Source organism: Prevotella amnii DSM 23384 = JCM 14753, from assembly GCF_000378745.1.
In the GTDB taxonomy this organism is placed as follows: domain Bacteria; phylum Bacteroidota; class Bacteroidia; order Bacteroidales; family Bacteroidaceae; genus Prevotella; species Prevotella amnii.
Map to the genome: position 1 here is coordinate 54764 of NZ_KB905268.1, position 19668 is coordinate 74431.

Sequence of the window (19668 nt, forward strand, 5' to 3'; positions counted from 1 at the left end):
CTTTAAGGCACATATAGAAGAAGAATAAGGGAGGTATAGATAATAAAAATAGGTTATTTTTGTAGTGTTTTTAATCTATTTTTAGTATAAAAATAGATTATTTTTAATCACCATCAATAAGCCTTTTTTTATAATAAAAATATCTTTTACCTGTTTATACATTATATTTCTTCTTTTAAGAAAATATCACAGGTGCTGTTTTTTCGATTTAATCCATAAAAAAACTAAAACCGCTGCTCTATTTTTTATATACACTAAGCTAAGAAAGGACGCTTGGTAGCAAACAAAAAAAAAGTGAATACCTAAATATTAGGTATTCACTTGCTTTTCACAGGGTGGAAGGTGGGACTCGAACCCACGACATTCAGAACCACAATCTGACGCTCTAACCAACTGAACTACGTCCACCGTATTGAGTACTTATCTAAAGCGAGTGCAAAGATACAAACTTTATTTGAATACTCAAAATAAATATGAAAAAAAAACGTCTTATCCTTTTTATTTCTTTGCAGGAGCTATTGGAGCAGCTTGCTTCGTAGGAGTAGCCTGCTTCTGCTGACTTGCACCAAAGTTAGGCAAGTTGTTAGGGTTAGTAGGCTGATCGCTTGTAGCAGCTTTCTCTATAACGCTTTCATCAGTGCTTGCCGTAGGAGCAACGTAGGCACTTGCTATACTAATTATTACCATTAAGGCAGCAAAAGTCCAAGTGGCTTTCTCTACAAAGTCGGTAGTCTTACGGACGCCCATAATAGCATTAGAAGAAGAGAAATTAGACGACAAACCGCCACCTTTCGACTCTTGTATCAATACAATACAAATCATTAAAAGAGCTACAACTACAATTAAAACAATGAATAAAGTGTACATCTGCTACTGTATTATTTTTTATTATTATTAATGATAAGTTTCTCTAAGAAACGTATTTGGTCTGCAAAGTAACGATTTTTTTTTGGATAATCCAAATTTAACCGTGTAATAATTTCCAGTGCTTTAGAATATCTACCTTGTTTGATATAGATGCGTGCCAAAGTTTCGGTGAAGTAACCAGCATCTTCTGCATCATTGCTTTCGTCCTCTTGCGGCACATTTTCCTCTTCCTTATCTAAAGCGTCGTCCTCTTCTCTATGCAAGGTTATCTTACCACCGTCGTTATTAATAAAATTGTCTATCAGCTCTTGTCCCTTAAGCTGCTGCTCTTCAGAAGAAGGTGTGCTGCTTTCTGCCTTTAGCAAATATGCCACATAGTCTACCGTAGCATCAGCCACAGTGGGCTTTTCGCTTGAAGAGGAGCCGCCTGAAGCATTGTCATAATCTTCAGGTATCTGGTCTAAGAAGCTATCAATGAGCGACGTTGTGCGGTCTTCAGGGGCTGCATCGTCTTTCTTAAGGGCTGCGTCTTGACTTTTATGAGCATCATTCTTTTTTTGTATTAACTGATAATGAACACCTTCTACAATATCAAACAACACCCTTCTATCGGTAATATACACAGCAGCACGACGCAGCTCTTCATCGAAAGTAGGCTCATGGAGAAGAAACAAGTTCTTTAAAAGCAACACTCTCGCAGGCTGATAATAAGGATATAAGGCTATTAGGTTACGTAGCTCATAAAGCGTAGCCTTATCAAGAAGCTCTGGATGAGATATTAAAGATGTAATGTTCATTATAAATAACTTTTCCTATTACCAGTTAGCTAATGTAGCATTAAAAATCTGATCGGTAATATTTTTTATCATTTCCTCTACCAACTGCTGCTGAACGGCCTGAAGGCTCTTTGTAGACTCATACGTAGATGTGGCTGTAAACTGACGCTCAAAGTCCTCTTTATGGTTAGTAGTGTTAGTAAACCTCACATTCACCGTAATGGAAAGCTCTGTTTGAGAGGAACGTCCCTCACTTGAGATGCTCTTATTACGCTGCTGATAGCTCACTATCTCGCCCTCTACCCTCAAGTCGCCACCACGTTTTACTTGCTGCAGCTTAGTATGATTAGCATAAATATCTTTTAAAGCATTATTAAACATCGGACCCATCGGACCCCACACATAAGCAGAACGGATAGGAAAATCGGCTATCTGGATAGTATGCACCTTGGCATAATCTACACTTGCACCATTAAACTTATAACTTATCTTACACGCCGCAAGCAATGTTATTACCATAACACACCATAGAAAAGCCGCTAACAGGTCTTTTCCCTTTACCTTATATATATACTTAAATATTCTCATCATAGCTTCTTGGTTTCCCCTAATTTATTATTTTGCTAATTTCTCTAAGCCATATTGCTTAATACGGCGATATAAGGTCCTATCGCTAATACCTAACTCCTGCGCGGCTTTCTTACGATTACCATTATTACGAATAAGAGCTTTCTCTACCATTTGCCTGCCTATATCGCTTAGGTTAAGAGATGAAGGCTCTGATATTTCTTCAGCATCTGCCTCTTCTACTGCCTCTTCATTAGCTGTTTCGCTGGCAAGGGGAGCCTTACTTGCCACTGCTGGGACATTGGGCGTGTGTGTAGAGGCAAAAGAATGGGCTGTAGTGTGGACAGCACCTTCCTCTAACTGCTTACGCATAGAGTTAAGATCGCGCCTCAAATCGCTTACATTACCTCGCAGCTCATAGAGTATCTTATACAACATCTCACGCTCATTCTCGTATGAATGAGAGCTACCTGTGCCTATAGTAGCTAACTGAGTGCTCTCTTGGTCGCGCGGGATAAACTGTAATAACTTCTCAGCGGTAATATCTGCATCTTCGCTCAATATGGAAATCTGCTCTGTTATGTTCTTTAGCTGACGCACATTGCCCGGCCACTTATATTGTAACATTATCTGCTTAGCCTCATCAGAAAGCACAACCTTTGGTAAATGGTATTTCTCTGACATCTGCATAGCAAAAAGGCGAAACAGTAACAAAATATCATTTCCACGGTCGCGCAGTGGTGGCATCTGTATAGGAATAGTGTTTAAACGATAAAACAAGTCTTCTCTAAACTTACCCTCGCTAACAGCTTTACGCACATTTACATTAGTAGCAGCAACAATACGGACATCGGTCTTACGTATGTCTGTGCCTCCTACACGTATATACTCACCAGTTTCTAATACGCGTAACAAACGAGCCTGAGTAGCCATTGGCAGCTCTCCCACCTCATCGAGAAAGATAGTGCCTTTATTAGCTATGCCAAAATAGCCCTCACTATCGCCTATAGCTCCTGTAAAAGAGCCTTTCTCATGCCCAAAAAGCTCGCTGTCTATAGTGCCTTCGGGAATGGAACCACAGTTGATAGCTAAATATTTCTCACGCTTGCGAGGAGAGTTGTCATGAATAACACGAGGAATAATCTCCTTACCTACACCACTTTCGCCAAAGATGAGCACAGACAAATCGGTAGGTGCTACCTGCAAGGCTACATCTAAGGCACGATTAAGCTCTTTATTGTTACCTACAATATTATATCGCTGCTTTATTTTCTGAAGTTCAGTTGTATTCATTGTAATGACAAAATTACATCTTTATTTTTAATATTCTGCAATTTTGGCAGACTTTTCACTCTACAAAGTTATCCTTTTTACGTATCTTAGGGAAAACTTTTCTAACATTTATATATATATATAAAACAGTTTTGGAAAGGTATTTTTTATGATGTTTTCTGTTATCTGATTATTTTTAATAAATTTGTAACACAAAAAAACAAAGTATAACCCTCATGGAAAAAAGTAAGATATTAGTGGTAGACGATGAGCAAGACTTATGTGAGATAATACAATTCAATCTTGAAACGGAAGGATACGATGTAGAAACAGCCCATTCAGCAGAAGAGGTATTAGCTCGCAACGACCTCTCTTCGTTCCAATTATTTATATTAGATGTGATGATGGGGCAGATGTCTGGATTTAAGCTATCACAAAAGCTTAAAGAAACCCCTACTACCTCTAACGCCTCAATAATCTTTGTAACAGCTCGCGACACTGAAAACGACACTATAACGGGGCTTACACTTGGAGCAGACGACTATATATCAAAACCTTTCTCTGTGCGCGAATTGATATTAAGGGTAAAGGCTGTTTTGCGACGAAACAGCAATATTAATACAGATAGTGCTAATCTGATAACATACAAATCGCTATCGCTAAACCTCACCACAAAGCTTCTGCTTATAGACGGCAAGAACATTAACCTTACAAAGACCGAATTCGACTTGCTTAGCTACCTTTTAAAACACCCCGGAAGAGTGTTCTCGCGCAAAGAGCTGCTTAAAACAATACGTAGCAATGATGTTATGGTAGTGGATAGGGTAATAGATGTAAACATTACTCGCATCAGAAAGAAGTTAGGCTCTATGGCAAAAAACTTAGTTACACGGCAAGGATTTGGCTATTGCTTTGAGAAATAAGCAAGCCAACATAAGCCTCTACCGTGCATATAATCATAAAACTAACATCTTTACAACATTATCCATACTAATACCCATAACACAGCAGCCTTTTAGCTATGAGCAAATAGCAGTATTATGCCTTATCCACCAAAGCTCTACAACACCCCGAGTAAGCAGAAAAGATAAAAAGCCCAACCATAAAGCATCGTTATAAAGCTTACCACGAAGCATGAAATAAACTAAGAAAAACATAGCAGCAGCTATAAAACACGACCAAAGCATTCCCTTAGTTTCGGTTAATCCCACAAAGATACCGTCCATAATAAAAGCTGTTACACCGGCAATAGGTATAAAACAAGCCCAATATAAATAAGGTAAAGCAGAGCATACTACCTTATCATCGCTTGTAAGCAAATGAAGAAAACGCAAACCTCCAAAAGCATAAAGAGCCGTAAAAAGCAAGGCAACAACACCTCCAAAGATAAAAAGCTGCTTTATTAACAAACGTAAAGTAGACAGATCTTTTGCTCCATAATACTTACCCGAAAGAGCTTCGGCGGCATAAGCAAAGCCGTCCATGAAATAAGAAAAGATAGTAAAAAGCGTCATTAAGAGAGTGTTTACAGCTAAAATCATAGTGCCTTGCAAGCCGCCTGCCTTAGTAAAAAACATATTAACTATAACAAGACATAACGTACGTAAAAAGATATTCCTATTTACTGCAAAGAAATCAAACCAAGCCGCCTTACCCTTAATAGTCTTAATATACACTTTCTTGTAATAAGAAACACTAAAAGCCTTAAGATGTAAGCCCCTAACCTTACGATATGCCATATAAAGAGATAAAAGAAAGCCAAACCATTGGGCAAGCAACGTGCCAGTAGCAACGCCCTCCATGTGCCAATTTAGCAAGTAAACACAAAAAAGCGAACTAATGATATTAACTACATTTTGTAATATAGCTATAAGCATTGGTGTGCGAGTATCTTGCATTCCTATAAACCAACCCATAAGACCATATAGCCCTAACATGGCAGGCGCACCAAAAATGACTACTCCAAAATAAGTGCTTGCTAAAGAAACCGACTCTAATGGGACATCTAAAACAAAGAAAAGACCCTTACATAACGGCACTTGCATTAACACAAACACACACCCCATACCTAAACCTATAGTCAAAGAACGAAGCAACAAAGCAAGACACTCAAGCCTATCGCTCCTGCCATAAGCCTGTGAGGTTAAGCCACTCGTTCCCATTCTAAGAAAGCCTAATAGCCAATACATAATATTAAAAGCCATCGTTCCTACTGCTATCGCACTAATATACGTCTGATCTCCTATATGACCCACTATAGCAAGATCTATAAGACCTAACAAAGGAATAGTAATATTACTTGTTATAGAAGGTATAGCTAAACGGAGAATCTCCTTGCTACGACTATTAAACATAAGAAAAACTTACTTTATTTTATTTGCGGATATAATCTTTAGCCACTAAATCATAATACAACGCCTCTAATTCGGCTAAAGAAAGACGCTCTATAGAATGTTCTAAAACACGTATCAACTCCATCTTTCGGCTATCAGCTTCTATCTTATCAAAATTCATATCCAAACTATTATTTATTTTTTTAATGAACAAAATTAGCTGTTTCGATGCTAAATACAAAAGTTTATAGAGATAAATTCGTAATTTTGCGATAGATAAAATAAAATAAAATATGAAACGTTTTCTACTTATGTGTGCAACAGTATTAACCACACTCCACTCCTTTGCAGGAGAACCCATTGAGCTAAAGGATTGTACTAACGGCTCTTTTGCTCCGAAATACATCCAAGGTATTAACCCCCTGAAAGGCTCTTCTGAATATGCCCAAATATCAGAAGACCATAAAAAAATAATAAAATACTCGTTTAAAACAGGAAAACAAACGGGTGTTATCTTTGATATAAATAACACAAAAGGGGAAAATATAAAAGAATTTGATAACTATAAAATATCAGAAGATGGCTTAAAACTGCTCATTCAAACCAACACGAAGCCTATATACAGGCGGTCGTTTACTGCCGAATTCTATCTATATAACGTTAATACAAAAAGCCTTAGTAAGCTATCTACAAACGGTGCACAACAAATACCTACTTTCTCACCAAACAGCAAATACATAGCCTTTGTGAGAAAAAACAACATCTTTATTACCGATGGAGAGAAAGAAAAACAAATAACATCTGATGGAGAGTTTAACAAGATTATCAACGGCTTACCTGACTGGGTCAATGAGGAAGAGTTTGGATTTAATAACGCCTTAGCGTGGAGCGCAGACAGCAAAACACTTAGCTGGATAAAATACGATGAAAGCAAAGTAAAGACATACTCTTTACAGCTTTTTCAAGGAGCATACCCTGCTTTAAGCAAATGTAGAACATATCCCAGCCTATACACATATAAATATCCGAAAGCAGGCGAAGACAACTCTATAGTTACTGCGTGGACGTATTCCTTAACAAATGGTAAAACCCTACAGTATAATCTCCCACTAACTATAGACAGCTATATACCTCGCATAAAAACAACAAGCGATGCCTCACGTATCATAATATACACCATGAACCGTCATCAAGACGAGCTTAATCTTTATGCAGCTAACCCTACTACGGGGAAATGTGCTCTAATAATAAAAGAGAGTGTACCTAAATATGTAAAAGAAGAGGCTATGGCAGGGGTCTGTATTATGAGAAACTATATATTAATACCATCTGATAGAGATGGTTACATGCATCTATATCTATACAGTAAAGATGGTAAACTCATTCGCCAAATAGAAAAAGGCAACTATGATGTTACCGCTATATATGGCTACGATGAAGCTACAGGCAACACATACTATCAAGCAGCAAAAAAAAGTCCGATGACACGCGATGTGTTTGTTGCAGATAAGCAGGGCAAAGTTACTTGCCTATCACCTAAAACGGGCTGGAATGTCGCTCATTTCTCTGGTGATTATAAATATTTTCTTAACACATGGAGCAATCGCAACAATCCCTACGTCTACACCATTTACGACAAAAAGGGGAAAATGGTACGCGAAGTCCTTAACAACGAAGAACTGAAAAACAAACTAAAAACATTTGAAAACGCCCCAAAAGAGCTATTCTCACTAACCACAAGCGAAGGTATAAAACTCAATGGGTGGATGATAAAACCTGCTAACTTTGATGAAACAAAAAAGTATCCCGTAATAATGTTTCAGTATAGTGGACCTGGAAGTCAGCAAGTTACTGACAACTGGAGCATCGGATCTATGGGGAACGGTGGACTATTCGATTATTATTTATCGCAAAAAGGCTTTATAGTAGTGTGTGTAGATGGTAGAGGTACCGGTGCAAGAGGAGCAGATTTTGAGAAATGCACTTATCTGAAGTTAGGCGAGTTAGAGTCAAAAGATCAGGTAGAAGCAGCTAAATGGTTAGGCAAACTATCATATATTGACGCTAATCGCATAGGCATTTGGGGCTGGAGCTTTGGAGGATTTAACACGCTAATGAGTATTAGCCAAAGTGCTAACCGCGTTTTTAAAGCAGCAGTAGCTATAGCTCCTCCTACTGATTGGAGGTTTTACGACTCTGTTTACACCGAAAGATACATGCGCACCCCTCAAGAAAACGAAGCTGGATACGATATAAATCCTATAAAGCGTGTACACAACATGAACACAAAACTTCTGTTATGCCACGGCCTTGCTGATGATAATGTACACCCACAAAACGTTTTTGAATATTCAGAAGCGTTAGTACAAGCAGATAAAGACTTTAAGGAAAACATTTTTACTAACCGTAACCATGGCATTCATGGAGGTAACACACGCCACTTCTTGCTAAGACAAATAGCAGAATGGTTTGTTAATAACCTGTAAAAACATATATAAAATAAATCTTTATAATTACTCCTTACAATGTAATATTTATATACTATAACAAGTAACTATAAAGACTTATTATGTAATGTAGTAAAGATTATGTTCTAACCTTATAGCTTAAACAATCTTCTAAAAAAGCCTTTTTTAGGAGATTGTTTTTCTTTTTCCTTAGAAAAATTATCTTTCTTATCCTCAGTATTTCTTTTAATAGTTACCACAGGAATGTCATCTCCTTCTATAATACCCATTTCACCCCAATGATATACTAATTCTTTTACATCTGCTTTTGCTGTATCTTCGTCAATATCATAAATGCTACAAAGACGCTTTACAAGATCTTCTATGGTAAAAGTTCCCAAGCGTTGTGCTTCTTTCCATAATATTACAGAACTTTTATTCATAGAAATAACATCACTAAAGTCGATATTCTCTTCACCTTCAGCCACAATAAGATCTTCACCACATACATTGCGAAGATTAAATCCGCTCTTTACTTTCATAGTTACTTTTCTTTTATTATATGCCTTTTAAATTGTTCCAAACAAAGGTATCCATACATGACTATAAACACCTAACAGATAACGCCTTATTGGACGAAGAAACATCCACAAAGCACTATATATCTTCCACTTTCTTCCTGTGGTTTTATCTAAGCTTTCTCTACCTTTTCGGTAAAATCCTACCACAGCACCTACAACATTATCTCTCTTACAAGTCTCTGTAACAATATTGCCATCGCCAAGCAATGTAATATCATCTCCCTGTATAGATATTATCCTATGTAAAACAAAATGATTGGGAAATATTTCACATAGCACTGGCTCACCAACAGATATTGAAGAAGGCTTTTTTAAAATGGCTTTATCCCGACCACTTTCAAGGAAAGGCCGCATAGAATATCCTTTTAAAGGTATGGTTACAGAATATCCTTCTTTTAAGAGTCTAACTACCTCTGGGAAAAACAAGCCATTCGAAATATGTAAATTTTCTCTTTCTACATTTTGTTTATTCATAAACGTTTACTTTTTTGCAATAGTATTATAACACACCTCGGCAGCTTCTTTATTTGGCAAACAATGCAAAATATATAACTTACTCTTCTCTACTACTTTCGTAATAGTATTACAAACAAATTCATGTATCTCATGATCCCACTTCATAGAAGAACACGATGGTAATAAAGAAACAAAACCTTGTGTCGGAGTAAGCTCCTCTATCCAATTACAAGTATCACGAGCTATACGCGTAATAGATCCAAGCCTTGCTTTCACATTACGATAACAAGGCGTCTTACCACTCCACGGACTTCCATATATAAACACCTCATCATTTATAATTCGCACTATAGGATTATCATCGTTCATCAAATCACAATCAGGAATATAACGCAGCCACATACTTACTTGTGTAGATTTTCCTGTTCCACTCTTTGCTATAAACGCATATCCATACCCATTATTACGCACTAAAGACGCATGTATTAATAATGTTTCATGTGATGCTGCTGCCAAAGAAAATGATAGCATCAACGCATTATTTAGACCAAAAGCACGCCTTACACTGTTACCTTCTACAGCACATACACACTTAGAAAAAGTCTTATCTACATGTAAAAGACAACATTTAACGTTATCTATATCTAAAAAAGAAAATTGATAACCGCCCCCTTTTATATGGTCTACTATAATATCACCATTACCTGTATCAAAATCTCTTATACGCTGGAGCTGATTAGCTGAAAGCGGAGACAGCTTTTCTTTAACAATAACCTCTAACACTGCATCTCCATCAATGTTATCTACTCTAAATGGCTCTAAAGACGGCAATAAATGCATATCATCACGCCCACTTTTCTCAAAAATTATGCGAACAGTTAGTTCTGCTATACAAAAATTATTGATACTCATATCTTTATCTTTTAAGTAGTTTTCCTTTTTTTATATACAGGTCATTGCTATCTTTATTCTATAGGTTTGCTGATAGAATATGCAAATTCGCTTATAGGAATAGTTTCTATAAAATACCTATTAGTACCCTTTGCCTTACCTTTAGATATAGGCAAATATTTCTTTTTTATTGCTAAATATTTTTTGTTTATCTCTGCTTTTGTCGTAGCATACACTGTTACACATGTGGGATATAAAGACCTTTTCGATGTTTGTAAGTAATTACGTAATTGGAAAGAATAAGCACTTCTACCCACTAAGAAATGATTACGATCATTATTTACATAAGCATTCACTTCCTGAATATCTGTAAAATATACCGTAGAATCATTGAAAGAAGCAGCAAAGCCAAACATATATATCTTAGCAGGTAGATAACCTTTAGCTTTAGACAACGACGTAAATCCTACTATAAAAACTAATATTAATACTAACTTTAATAATCTCATATCTTTTTATTTGTTTTTCTTTTTTGTATAATTATCTAATCCTTTATCAAGAAAATCTAAGTAAGCCGAAACATCTTCCTTAAAAGCATAACTATTATTAAGAGGTTTACCCATATTATCTAAAGGAACGTAGAAAGGCTGTGCAAGATAACCAAACTTTGTTTCTTCTAAATGACTCCACTTATCTCCCACAGTGTGCAGAGTACGTTCTGTACCATCTGAACGTTTTACCTTAATAGGTTCCTTTAAAGGTGTTTTATCATCTACATAAAGAGATATTAGAACATAATCTTTCATAAGCTTATCTGCCACACGATTATCACTCCACACTGAAGATTCCATCTTACGACAATTAACACAGCCAAAGCCAGTAAAGTCTAATAATACAGGTTTACCTGCTGCAGCAGCCGCACGCATGCCTTCATCATAGTCGGTATAAGCGGCATGTACTGTTTTAGGAGCTAAATTAAAGTCCTGCGTATTGATAGGAGGAGCAAAAGCGCTAATAGCCTTACACGGTGCTCCCCATAAGCCTGGTATCATATATACGGTAAAAGCTATAGAGAGCAATCCTAACATTATAGCAGGTACTGGCATATATTTCTTATCAGAATCATCATGAGGAAACTTAAAGACTCCTATAAGATATAATCCCAACAGACCAAAAATTGCTATCCAAAGTGATAAGAACACTTCACGATCAAGCAAATGCCAACCATAAGCAAGGTCGGCTACAGAGAAGAATTTCAAAGCAAAAGCCAGTTCTACGAACCCTAATACTACCTTTATCATATTCATCCAAGACCCTGACTTTGGTGCTTGCTTAAGCCATGTGGGAAATAAAGCAAAAAGAGTGAAGGGTAAAGCTAATGCTAAAGCAAACCCAAGCATACCTATAGCAGGAGCTATATAATCTCCACTGGTAACAGCCTGTACTAAAAGTAAGCCTACCACAGGAGCTGTACATGAGAAACTTACTAATGATAGGGTAAAAGCCATAAGAAAGATTGATAACAATCCTGTCGTAGCAGATGCTTTATTATCCACCGCATTTCCCCATGATGATGGTAATGACAGCTCAAACCACCCAAAGAAACTAAACGCAAACACCACTAACATTAAAAAGAAAAATATATTAAAAGGTGCATTGGTAGCTAAAGCATTAAGACGTTGTGGTCCAAAGATAGCTGTTATAAATAAAGCCAATCCCATATAAATGACAATAATAGATATACCATAAGTAATAGCATCGCGTATGCCTTTCTTACGATCATTCTTAGCCCTTTTAAGAAAAAAGCTTACCGTCATTGGTATAATAGGCCAAACACATGGAGTGAGCAATGCTACTAATCCCCCAACAACACCCATTACAAAAATATACCAAAGCGACTGACTTTGACCATCTGGTATTTGATTAAAAGACTTAAGCTCTTTTATAACAGGAGTCCACCATTGTTTTTCTACAGACATAGGTTGTGCTGGTGCTACTATAAGCGCCTTTGCAGAATCGGAAATAGCTTCAGGGGTGAAACTGCTATCTTTTTTTTCTGAAGCTTGCAAACCTACATTATCTATAGTAGATGTTTGGGGAGATTCTTTCTTTGTAAGTTCTGTCTCTATAGCCTCTTCTTTATCAGGTAAAGTTGCAGGGCCATTACCCTTAAAATCGAACTCAACATCAGTAGGAGGCATACACGACTCATCATTACACGAGCCATACTCTAAATAACCTTTGATATTATAAACCTTGCCTGTTATCTTATACTTCTGAATAAAAGTAACTTGTTTCTCAAAATAACGTAGTTTCATTGAGAACACAGGATCATTTAAATTTATTTCTCTTCCCTTTGCTATAAGTTTGCCTATAGGCTTTACACCTATAGCCTTCTCTATTGTTAAGCTGGTAGATATTGGGCCACCTGCAGGTAAGTCAGTAGAATAAACATGCCAACCATCATTAATAATGCCTTTAAACATAATATGCAGCTCTGTTGGAGATACTTTTTTCTGCTGAACACTAAAATGCACTGGCTGTCCTTGAGCGAAAGTAAAAGTAGAAACAAATAGTAGTATAAAAAATAATAAAATTTTAGTTATCTTCATATTATTGGAAAATAATCGTTTGCATTACAAATATACAAAAAGAATGATAAGATTGTCCGAAACAGAACTGTTAATAAAAACGAAAAGATTAAAGGAAAAATGCTTTTCCCTTAATCTTTTATATTATTATCAATTTTAAAATATTTAAAAAGTCCTATTTTCATCTATCTATAGCTCTATAAGTATTTTTATTATAATCTTCTTTATTATATAAAATAATTATTAGTTTATAAACATAATTTAGTTATGCACCAAAGTGCCAATATCTTCTCCCAGTATAACCTTTCTGAGATTACCTAAGACGTCCATATTAAAAACATAAATAGGTAGATTGTTTTCTTTACACATAGTAGTGGCTGTAAGATCCATTACTTTAAGTCCTTTTTTATAAATATCATCGTAAGTTATTTCAGAGAACTTCGTTGCTGTAGGCTCTTTTTCCGGATCAGCAGTATAAATACCATCTACACGAGTTCCTTTAAGCATTACATCTGCCTCTATCTCTATACCTCGAAGGCTCGACCCTGTATCTGTTGTAAAATAAGGATTGCCTGTCCCTGCAGACATTATTGCTACAGCGCCATGCTCCATAGCCTCTATAGCTTTCCACTTACTATAAAACTCTCCTATAGGCTCCATACGAATAGCAGTAAACACTTTAGCCTTTGTGCCAATAGCCTCAAGTGCAGAGCTAAGCGCAAGCGAATTGATTACAGTAGCACACATACCCATTTGGTCTCCTTTCACACGATCAAAGCCTTTCTGACTGCCACTTAGCCCTCTAAAGATATTGCCTCCACCTATTACTATTCCTATCTGAACACCCATATCATGCACTTCTTTTATCTGTTGAGCATAGTCATTTAACCTTTCAGGATCAATGCCATACCCCTGTTTCCCCATCAAGCTTTCACCTGAGAGCTTTAATAAAATACGTTTAAACCTTGCCATATATCTTCTTTTATTATAATTCTTTTTTTTATAAAACAAACTCTATTTCTTTAAATAAATACGACTTAACAACACCTTCACGTGTTCGCATTATAAGATGCCCATCATCTTCCACTTCTACTATAGCTCCTTCAAATTTACCTTGAGCATCTCTATACCAATGAAAACCTTTAGAATGGTAAAGGCTTTCATGATACAAGCCACTGATACCATCATACTCCCCGCCCTCAATATATGCAAAATATCGCTGAAAAGATTGTAATATTTCCTTTAAAAGATGTGCCTTATCTATATCGTGTCCTATAATCTGTGCTAACGATATAGGATTAGGTATATCTGACGAGAAATAAGTTTGATTAACATTTAGCCCTACTCCGAATATGAAATCCTTAATATGTCCGCTTACTATCTTAGTTTCTATTAATGTTCCGCTTAGCTTATAATCTTTCCAATAAATATCATTAGGCCATTTAAGAGAAATATTTTCTGGAACATATTTATTAATAACCTCTTTCAATGCTAAAGCTCCTGCTTCTGCTAAAAGAAACTGTTGACGAAGAGGAACACGTGATGGGTGTACCAATACAGAAAAAAGCAAGTTCTTTCCAGCTTCGCTTTCCCACTTATTAACCCCTTGACCACGCCCTGCTGTTTGATAATCTGCCACAACAAGTGTTATCTTTTCACCTTCTTCGGGCAAGTAAGTACGTAAATATGTATTAGTACTATCTACCGAATGTAGACTCACTATCTTATAATCGACTGGCACTTTCTGCTTTGCAGAGAATATATTCTTGATATTTTTAAACAATTCCATTTCTAATTCTTCATATTTATATAAAAGGTAAGAAAGCGTCTGTTATATGATTTATCTGCGGTTCCTCCTCTGGAGTGCCTACTACAGTTACAACATCAAACCTTACATCATAGCCTCCTCCATACTTTTTTATAAAAGCATTAGCAGCTACGGACAAAGACTTTATCTTAGACGCATTAACGGCTGCACTTGCGTCGGTAAAATCCTCATTACGACGTGTTTTCACCTCTACCATTACTAAGACATCTCCCATCGCTGCTATTATATCTATATCACGATGACCACAACGCCAGTTTCGATAAAGTATGGTATAACCCTGCTGTTGCAGATAATCGGCAGCAGTGTTTTCTCCCCACATTCCTAAATCATTATGATAAGCCAAAACTGTTTAATCTTTTTTTTATGTTACAAAGATATGTTTTTTTAATGTATATTCAAAATAAAACTTGTATTTTTGCAAATATATGAGTGCTGAAGAAGATATAAAAAAAGACCTCCACTATATGCAATTTGCCTTAGAAGAAGCTAAGCAGGCATATAAAGAAAAAGAGATCCCCATAGGAGCTATCATTGTATGTAAAGATAGAATAATAGCACGTGCACACAATCTTACTGAAAGATTACACGATGTTACCGCTCATGCTGAGATGCAAGCCATTACTATTGCTGCTAATGAGTTAGGAGGTAAATATCTTGAGGGTTGTACCCTTTATGTTACTGTAGAGCCATGCATCATGTGCGCCGGTGCTTTAGGGTGGTCGCAGATGAAACGCATAGTCTTTGGCTGTATAGACGATAAGCGCGGATATCATACGTATGCACCTAAGGCCTTACACCCTAAAGCAAATATTATAGGTGGAATTATGGAAAATGAATGTAAAGAGCTTATGCTTAGATTTTTTAAAGAAAGAAGATGATGTTTATTCCACTTCCTTTTAATCTATTCTACCCCCTCAATAGCAACACAACACCAGCGAGATACCTTTAACATTACTCCCATTCCCGGCACTTCTTTAAGAAGATAATATTTCTTATTCGACCTTACTAACCTTCCTGTCATGCCTTTCATAGGACCATATTTCACAAAAACCTTATTACCTACCTTTAGCTGTGCCTCCTTTTCTGTTAGAAATTTACGAAGCGTTATCTCTGGATTACACATTAAACGAAAGTCGTACATCTGCTTAGAAGGAATGAGAGCAAACTGACTATTATCATCTATCTTACGAATAACACTTATCTTAAACTTAGCATTTAAAACCGACTTCTTAAAAGTATCATTATCCATTGTTTGCTTAACAAACAAAAAATTACGTATAACAGGCTTAAGAATATGCCCCACTCCACCCTCTGGCTTCATTATTTCAACATATTCCATTGGTACAAAACACTCGTAACCAAACGACTCAAAGTATGCTTTAACATCTTGCAACGACTTAGTAAAAAGACGAATAGCATACCAAGGAAAACCATCATTAGCAATAACCTCTGTTGAAGAACTTGAAAGATCTACCATAATCTACAATGAAAACAAAAGCACAACCTATCACAAGACAACACCACTCTTAATAAAAAACCAAAAAAACTACTCCAACCTACAAAGCTTATTTATAAATCCTCGCAACTTAACTATATCCTTTAAAGCTGGAGCCGTCTCAAACTGGCTATTAACATTAATACCTATACACAAAGAATGTTTTAAAGAATGTATCGCCTTTACATCATGCTCACCTATAGAGCCACTAAGAAAGAAAGGTGTACTACCATTATACGAATTTAGCAAATTCCAAGAAAAACGCTTTTTATCATCATCTGCCTTATTACTTTTAGCATCAAAAAGGAAATAATCAACATGCCCTTCATAATCTGCACATTGCTTAAAATCGGATTTTGAAGCCACTCTTATGGTTTTTATTATTTTAATGTTTGGACGTATATCAGTACATATCGTACGACGAAAGTTATCTATCATAACAGGACTTTCAGAGCCTGAGAGCTGAACGATGTCCAAATTGAAATTTACTACTCTGCTAACTATTGTTTGTGGCATATCATCGGCAAACACTCCACAAAGCTCTATTTCTTTATCCTTTATTATTTGTGCTAAATTAACTTTTTTGTTACAATCTAAAGAGCATATATCAGGCATAATACCGGTCTTTGTAGACAGCTGCTTAACATACCTCACACTATTTGGACAAAAACTTAAACCTATAATATTTGCACCTGCAAAAATAGCATCACTTATGTTTTGTGCATCACACATACCACAAACTTTTATCTTTTTAGGTATAAAAACATTGCTGTCCTTATTAAATAATTTACTAAACATCATAAGCTACTCTTTTAAGTCTTTAATAAATTTACATAACGCATCACCCGGAGCTTTCTCTTTCATAAAAACTTCACCTATTATAAAGCCTTTAAAACCTTCTTTACGAAGTTCCTTCACCATTTGAACACTACTAATGCCGCCCATACTCACTAACACCTTATCTTTAGGTAAACAAGGTGCTAAATGAAAAGAGTTATGCACGTCTGCATGGAAAGTTGTTATACTCATATTATTCACACCTACAATATCTGGCTGAAAAGAGAGATAATCTAATTCCTTTTCTGAATTGATTGTAAGCAAAACCTCTAACCCCAAATAATGAGCCGACTCTATGAGGTGCTTACACTCTTCTTTGCTAATACAAGAAGCCATAAGCAATACTGCTGATGCACCACAATATTTAGCTTGAAGAAGCTGATAATCGTCTATAACTATATTATTATACAAAATAGGACATGTTACACCGCTCTGCCGAGCCTCTTGGATATGCTCGTCATATCCACCAAAAAACTGCCTATCAGTAACTATGCTTATCGCAGAGGCTCCTTCCTTCTGATAACTAAGAGCTGTATCTCCCGCTCTTGCCGCATCATTTATCCAGCCGTGCAAAGGGCTATGCCGCTTAAACTCTGCAATAACACCTGTAGAAGAACCTCGTAAAGCCTCGACAAGAGAAGAACCTTCAAACAGATATTCATTATTCTTATCTACATAAGCATACAGCTGCTTAATAGGCAAGAAACGCTTCCACTGCTCAAGCTCTATACGTTTAACTTTTACTATTTCATCTAAAATATTGTTCATAACACAAAGATAATAATTTTATTTGGTTAAGTATTTACTTTTTTAAATGATTTACAACGTGGAACAACATAAAAGCATTATTCCATAAAATATATTGCTCAATATAAAAATATTATGTAACTTTGATTTCCATTATGGTAAATACTTTTATAAAAGTATATATACAAAAAGAATATATTAAAAAATACAACGATAAAATAATATTATTTTTATAGCAGACTATCTTTTAAAAGAACTTTCTGCTGAAACAAATTATCTCTTTTAATTATAATTATGTCAGTTATTGTTTCACCCTCATTACTATCTGCCGATTTCCTTCATCTCTATAAAGACATAGAGATGATTAATAGTAGCGATGCCGATTGGCTTCATATGGACGTAATGGACGGTAGCTTTGTGCCTAATATCTCGTTTGGATTTCCTGTTATGAAAGCAGTAAGCAAGGTTTTAAAAAAGCCTATGGACGTACACCTAATGATAAAACACCCCGAAAACTATATTCAGCAAACTTTAGATTGTGGTGCTGCTATCATGAATATCCACTACGAGGCTTGCGTACATCTACACAGAACTTTACAAGCCATAAAAGCTACGGGCATGAAAGCAGGAGTAACCTTAAACCCGTCTACCCCTGTAAATGTATTAGAAGATATTATAGGAGACATAGACATAGTACAGATTATGAGCGTCAACCCAGGATTTGGAGGACAATCGTTTATAAAAAGTTCTCTAAAGAAGGTACGAAAGCTCAAAGCTCTTATAGAAAACGAACATTGCAATACTCTTATCGAGGTAGATGGAGGAGTAAATGGAGAAACTGCACCTTTACTAATAGATGCAGGGACTGATATTCTTGTTAGTGGTAGCTATATTTTTGGAAGTAAAAATCCTTATTCTACTATCAAATCGCTAAAAGCATTATAAAAGCAAAAACTTATATAAAAGAATCCTAAAAACAAGAAGTAAATACTTAGCTATAAGCATTTTGCTTCTTGTTTGCTATTATATCTCTTCCCAAAACGCACATATACCAACATAATCCTTCATGCCAATAACACCCGAAAAGGCTTGCTTCCTACCAAATAACAACAATTTACGACCTATATTATCTGAATGCTTCTTCAAATTATATTTATTTTTATTAGAAACATTACTCAAGCATAGGACCATAACTTTTCTAAGATCTCTTTCGTCTTTATTATCAGCCAATAATATATATAAACCAGAAGTAAAAGGAGCGTTCCATTCTACATCTTTTAGATTTCTCTTAAAAGCACCTATTATATATCCTACCACATACATTTTTTCATTATTCGGCACAGTAGTAAGAAATTTATATACACTCATAGGGTGCTCCATATCATAATTTTCTGATGCCCCTCCCTTACCTGTACCTTCACCGTTGTTAGGCGACTTGCCTGTACCATTACCGTTATTAGACGAACCGCCTTTACCTTTTTGGGGCGGAACATTGTTTGCAGGAGGCTTGGGCTCTGCAGGCTCTTCTTTTTTTATATCATCTTCTTCTATAATAGGTTTTTCACAAGAATATAACGCTAAACAACCTATAAAAAGAAGTAAACAAGCTATCTTTCTCATATATAACATATTTAGAAACAAAAATACAAAAAGTTTTTTTATAGATTGGCAATAATTATATTTATAAAACACAAAAAAAAGAGGTTGGTGCAGGACGCTACCAACCTCAGCGTGATTTTAAAAGAAAGTCAAAATCACTTGAAAAACATATTGCAAATATAAAATAAATCAATTATATATCCAAATAAAATTATAACAAACGATAGGTTTTAACATTGTTATCGAACACAAGGAAAAATATTTTCCAATCTTTATATTAATTCATTGTAAACATATTATTAACCTGCATATAAGGATATATTCATATAAAAAGAATATTTTTATGATATATAATGGCAAAAGTTTACAGGGCAAAACAGT

The 19668-nt window shown here is 35.8% G+C and carries 22 protein-coding genes and 1 tRNA gene; 4 read left to right on the top strand and 19 right to left on the bottom strand.

Going from position 1 to position 19668, the window contains the following annotated elements; all coding sequences use genetic code 11:
* Positions 1-333 precede the first annotated feature (333 nt).
* From F596_RS0102065 to F596_RS0102085, 5 genes are all read right to left on the bottom strand, one after another.
* Positions 334-409 (bottom strand) — tRNA-His (locus F596_RS0102065).
* Positions 410-498: 89 nt separating this feature from the next.
* Complete coding sequence (secG, locus tag F596_RS0102070; RefSeq protein WP_024992591.1) at positions 499-867, bottom strand: preprotein translocase subunit SecG; 369 nt, start codon at positions 865-867, stop codon at positions 499-501.
* Positions 868-878: 11 nt separating this feature from the next.
* Complete coding sequence (locus F596_RS0102075; RefSeq protein ID WP_008450073.1) at positions 879-1664, bottom strand: hypothetical protein; 786 nt, start codon at positions 1662-1664, stop codon at positions 879-881.
* An 18-nt stretch (positions 1665-1682) separates the two neighbouring features.
* Positions 1683-2231, bottom strand: coding sequence for an LptE family protein (locus tag F596_RS0102080; RefSeq protein ID WP_019035680.1), 549 nt, complete (start codon positions 2229-2231; stop codon positions 1683-1685).
* A gap of 27 nt (positions 2232-2258) precedes the next feature.
* The gene (locus tag F596_RS0102085; protein ID WP_019035681.1) at positions 2259-3503 is read right to left on the bottom strand and encodes a sigma-54 interaction domain-containing protein; all 1245 of its coding nucleotides are present in this window, start codon (positions 3501-3503) and stop codon (positions 2259-2261) included.
* 215 nt (positions 3504-3718) lie between these two features.
* Here F596_RS0102085 and phoB point away from each other — a divergent pair, with 215 nt between their 5' ends.
* Positions 3719-4405, top strand: coding sequence for a two-component system response regulator PhoB (gene phoB, locus F596_RS0102090; protein WP_019035682.1), 687 nt, complete (start codon positions 3719-3721; stop codon positions 4403-4405).
* A 96-nt stretch (positions 4406-4501) separates the two neighbouring features.
* Here phoB and F596_RS0102095 read toward each other — a convergent pair whose 3' ends face one another.
* Together F596_RS0102095 and F596_RS11975 are read right to left on the bottom strand one after the other, a co-directional pair.
* Positions 4502-5836, bottom strand: coding sequence for an MATE family efflux transporter (locus tag F596_RS0102095; protein WP_019035683.1), 1335 nt, complete (start codon positions 5834-5836; stop codon positions 4502-4504).
* Positions 5837-5855: 19 nt separating this feature from the next.
* On the bottom strand, positions 5856-5996 hold the full coding sequence (locus F596_RS11975) for a hypothetical protein (protein WP_008450196.1): 141 nt from the start codon (positions 5994-5996) through the stop codon (positions 5856-5858).
* A gap of 112 nt (positions 5997-6108) precedes the next feature.
* Here F596_RS11975 and F596_RS0102105 point away from each other — a divergent pair, with 112 nt between their 5' ends.
* Complete coding sequence (locus F596_RS0102105; RefSeq protein ID WP_019035684.1) at positions 6109-8301, top strand: S9 family peptidase; 2193 nt, start codon at positions 6109-6111, stop codon at positions 8299-8301.
* A 113-nt stretch (positions 8302-8414) separates the two neighbouring features.
* Here the strand turns inward: F596_RS0102105 and F596_RS0102110 are convergent, their stop codons facing one another.
* The 8 genes from F596_RS0102110 to F596_RS0102145 all read right to left on the bottom strand — a co-directional run bounded on the left by F596_RS0102110 (position 8415) and on the right by F596_RS0102145 (position 14952).
* A complete protein-coding gene (locus tag F596_RS0102110) occupies positions 8415-8804 on the bottom strand; it encodes a PqqD family protein (protein ID WP_019035685.1) in 390 nt (129 codons plus the stop codon).
* 27 nt (positions 8805-8831) lie between these two features.
* Positions 8832-9317, bottom strand: coding sequence for a peptidase S41 (locus tag F596_RS0102115; protein ID WP_019035686.1), 486 nt, complete (start codon positions 9315-9317; stop codon positions 8832-8834).
* A 6-nt stretch (positions 9318-9323) separates the two neighbouring features.
* Complete coding sequence (locus F596_RS0102120; protein WP_019035687.1) at positions 9324-10211, bottom strand: hypothetical protein; 888 nt, start codon at positions 10209-10211, stop codon at positions 9324-9326.
* Between the two features lie 53 nt (positions 10212-10264).
* Entirely contained in the window at positions 10265-10699 is a 435-nt protein-coding gene (locus tag F596_RS0102125) for a hypothetical protein (RefSeq protein ID WP_008450176.1), read from the bottom strand.
* A gap of 6 nt (positions 10700-10705) precedes the next feature.
* Positions 10706-12802 carry a protein-disulfide reductase DsbD family protein gene (locus F596_RS0102130; RefSeq protein WP_019035688.1) on the bottom strand — a complete coding sequence of 699 codons (2097 nt, stop codon included), beginning with the start codon at positions 12800-12802 and terminating at the stop codon, positions 10706-10708.
* A gap of 240 nt (positions 12803-13042) precedes the next feature.
* On the bottom strand, positions 13043-13753 hold the full coding sequence (gene pyrH / locus F596_RS0102135; protein WP_026302353.1) for a UMP kinase: 711 nt from the start codon (positions 13751-13753) through the stop codon (positions 13043-13045).
* A 28-nt stretch (positions 13754-13781) separates the two neighbouring features.
* Positions 13782-14570: a biotin--[acetyl-CoA-carboxylase] ligase gene (locus tag F596_RS0102140; protein WP_019035690.1), complete on the bottom strand. Its 789-nt coding sequence runs from the start codon at positions 14568-14570 to the stop codon at positions 13782-13784.
* A gap of 16 nt (positions 14571-14586) precedes the next feature.
* Positions 14587-14952 (bottom strand): YraN family protein, encoded by a 366-nt coding sequence (locus tag F596_RS0102145; protein WP_019035691.1) that lies wholly within the window; start codon positions 14950-14952, stop codon positions 14587-14589.
* Positions 14953-15034: 82 nt separating this feature from the next.
* Between F596_RS0102145 and F596_RS0102150 the strand changes: the two genes are divergently transcribed.
* On the top strand, positions 15035-15487 hold the full coding sequence (locus F596_RS0102150) for a nucleoside deaminase (RefSeq protein ID WP_019035692.1): 453 nt from the start codon (positions 15035-15037) through the stop codon (positions 15485-15487).
* Between the two features lie 23 nt (positions 15488-15510).
* Here the strand turns inward: F596_RS0102150 and F596_RS0102155 are convergent, their stop codons facing one another.
* The 3 genes from F596_RS0102155 to F596_RS0102165 all read right to left on the bottom strand — a co-directional run bounded on the left by F596_RS0102155 (position 15511) and on the right by F596_RS0102165 (position 17709).
* Complete coding sequence (locus F596_RS0102155; RefSeq protein WP_008450086.1) at positions 15511-16086, bottom strand: UpxY family transcription antiterminator; 576 nt, start codon at positions 16084-16086, stop codon at positions 15511-15513.
* Positions 16087-16155: 69 nt separating this feature from the next.
* Positions 16156-16905, bottom strand: a complete 750-nt coding sequence (locus F596_RS0102160) for a phosphoribosylanthranilate isomerase (RefSeq protein ID WP_008450156.1) — start codon at positions 16903-16905, stop codon at positions 16156-16158.
* A gap of 3 nt (positions 16906-16908) precedes the next feature.
* Positions 16909-17709, bottom strand: a complete 801-nt coding sequence (locus F596_RS0102165) for an indole-3-glycerol phosphate synthase TrpC (RefSeq protein ID WP_019035693.1) — start codon at positions 17707-17709, stop codon at positions 16909-16911.
* Positions 17710-17982: 273 nt separating this feature from the next.
* On the opposite strand from F596_RS0102165, the gene rpe reads away from it, so the two are divergent.
* A complete protein-coding gene (rpe, locus tag F596_RS0102170; RefSeq protein ID WP_019035694.1) occupies positions 17983-18633 on the top strand; it encodes a ribulose-phosphate 3-epimerase in 651 nt (216 codons plus the stop codon).
* Positions 18634-18711: 78 nt separating this feature from the next.
* Here rpe and F596_RS0102175 read toward each other — a convergent pair whose 3' ends face one another.
* Positions 18712-19308: a DUF6359 domain-containing protein gene (locus F596_RS0102175; protein ID WP_154648161.1), complete on the bottom strand. Its 597-nt coding sequence runs from the start codon at positions 19306-19308 to the stop codon at positions 18712-18714.
* Positions 19309-19668: the final 360 nt, after the last annotated feature.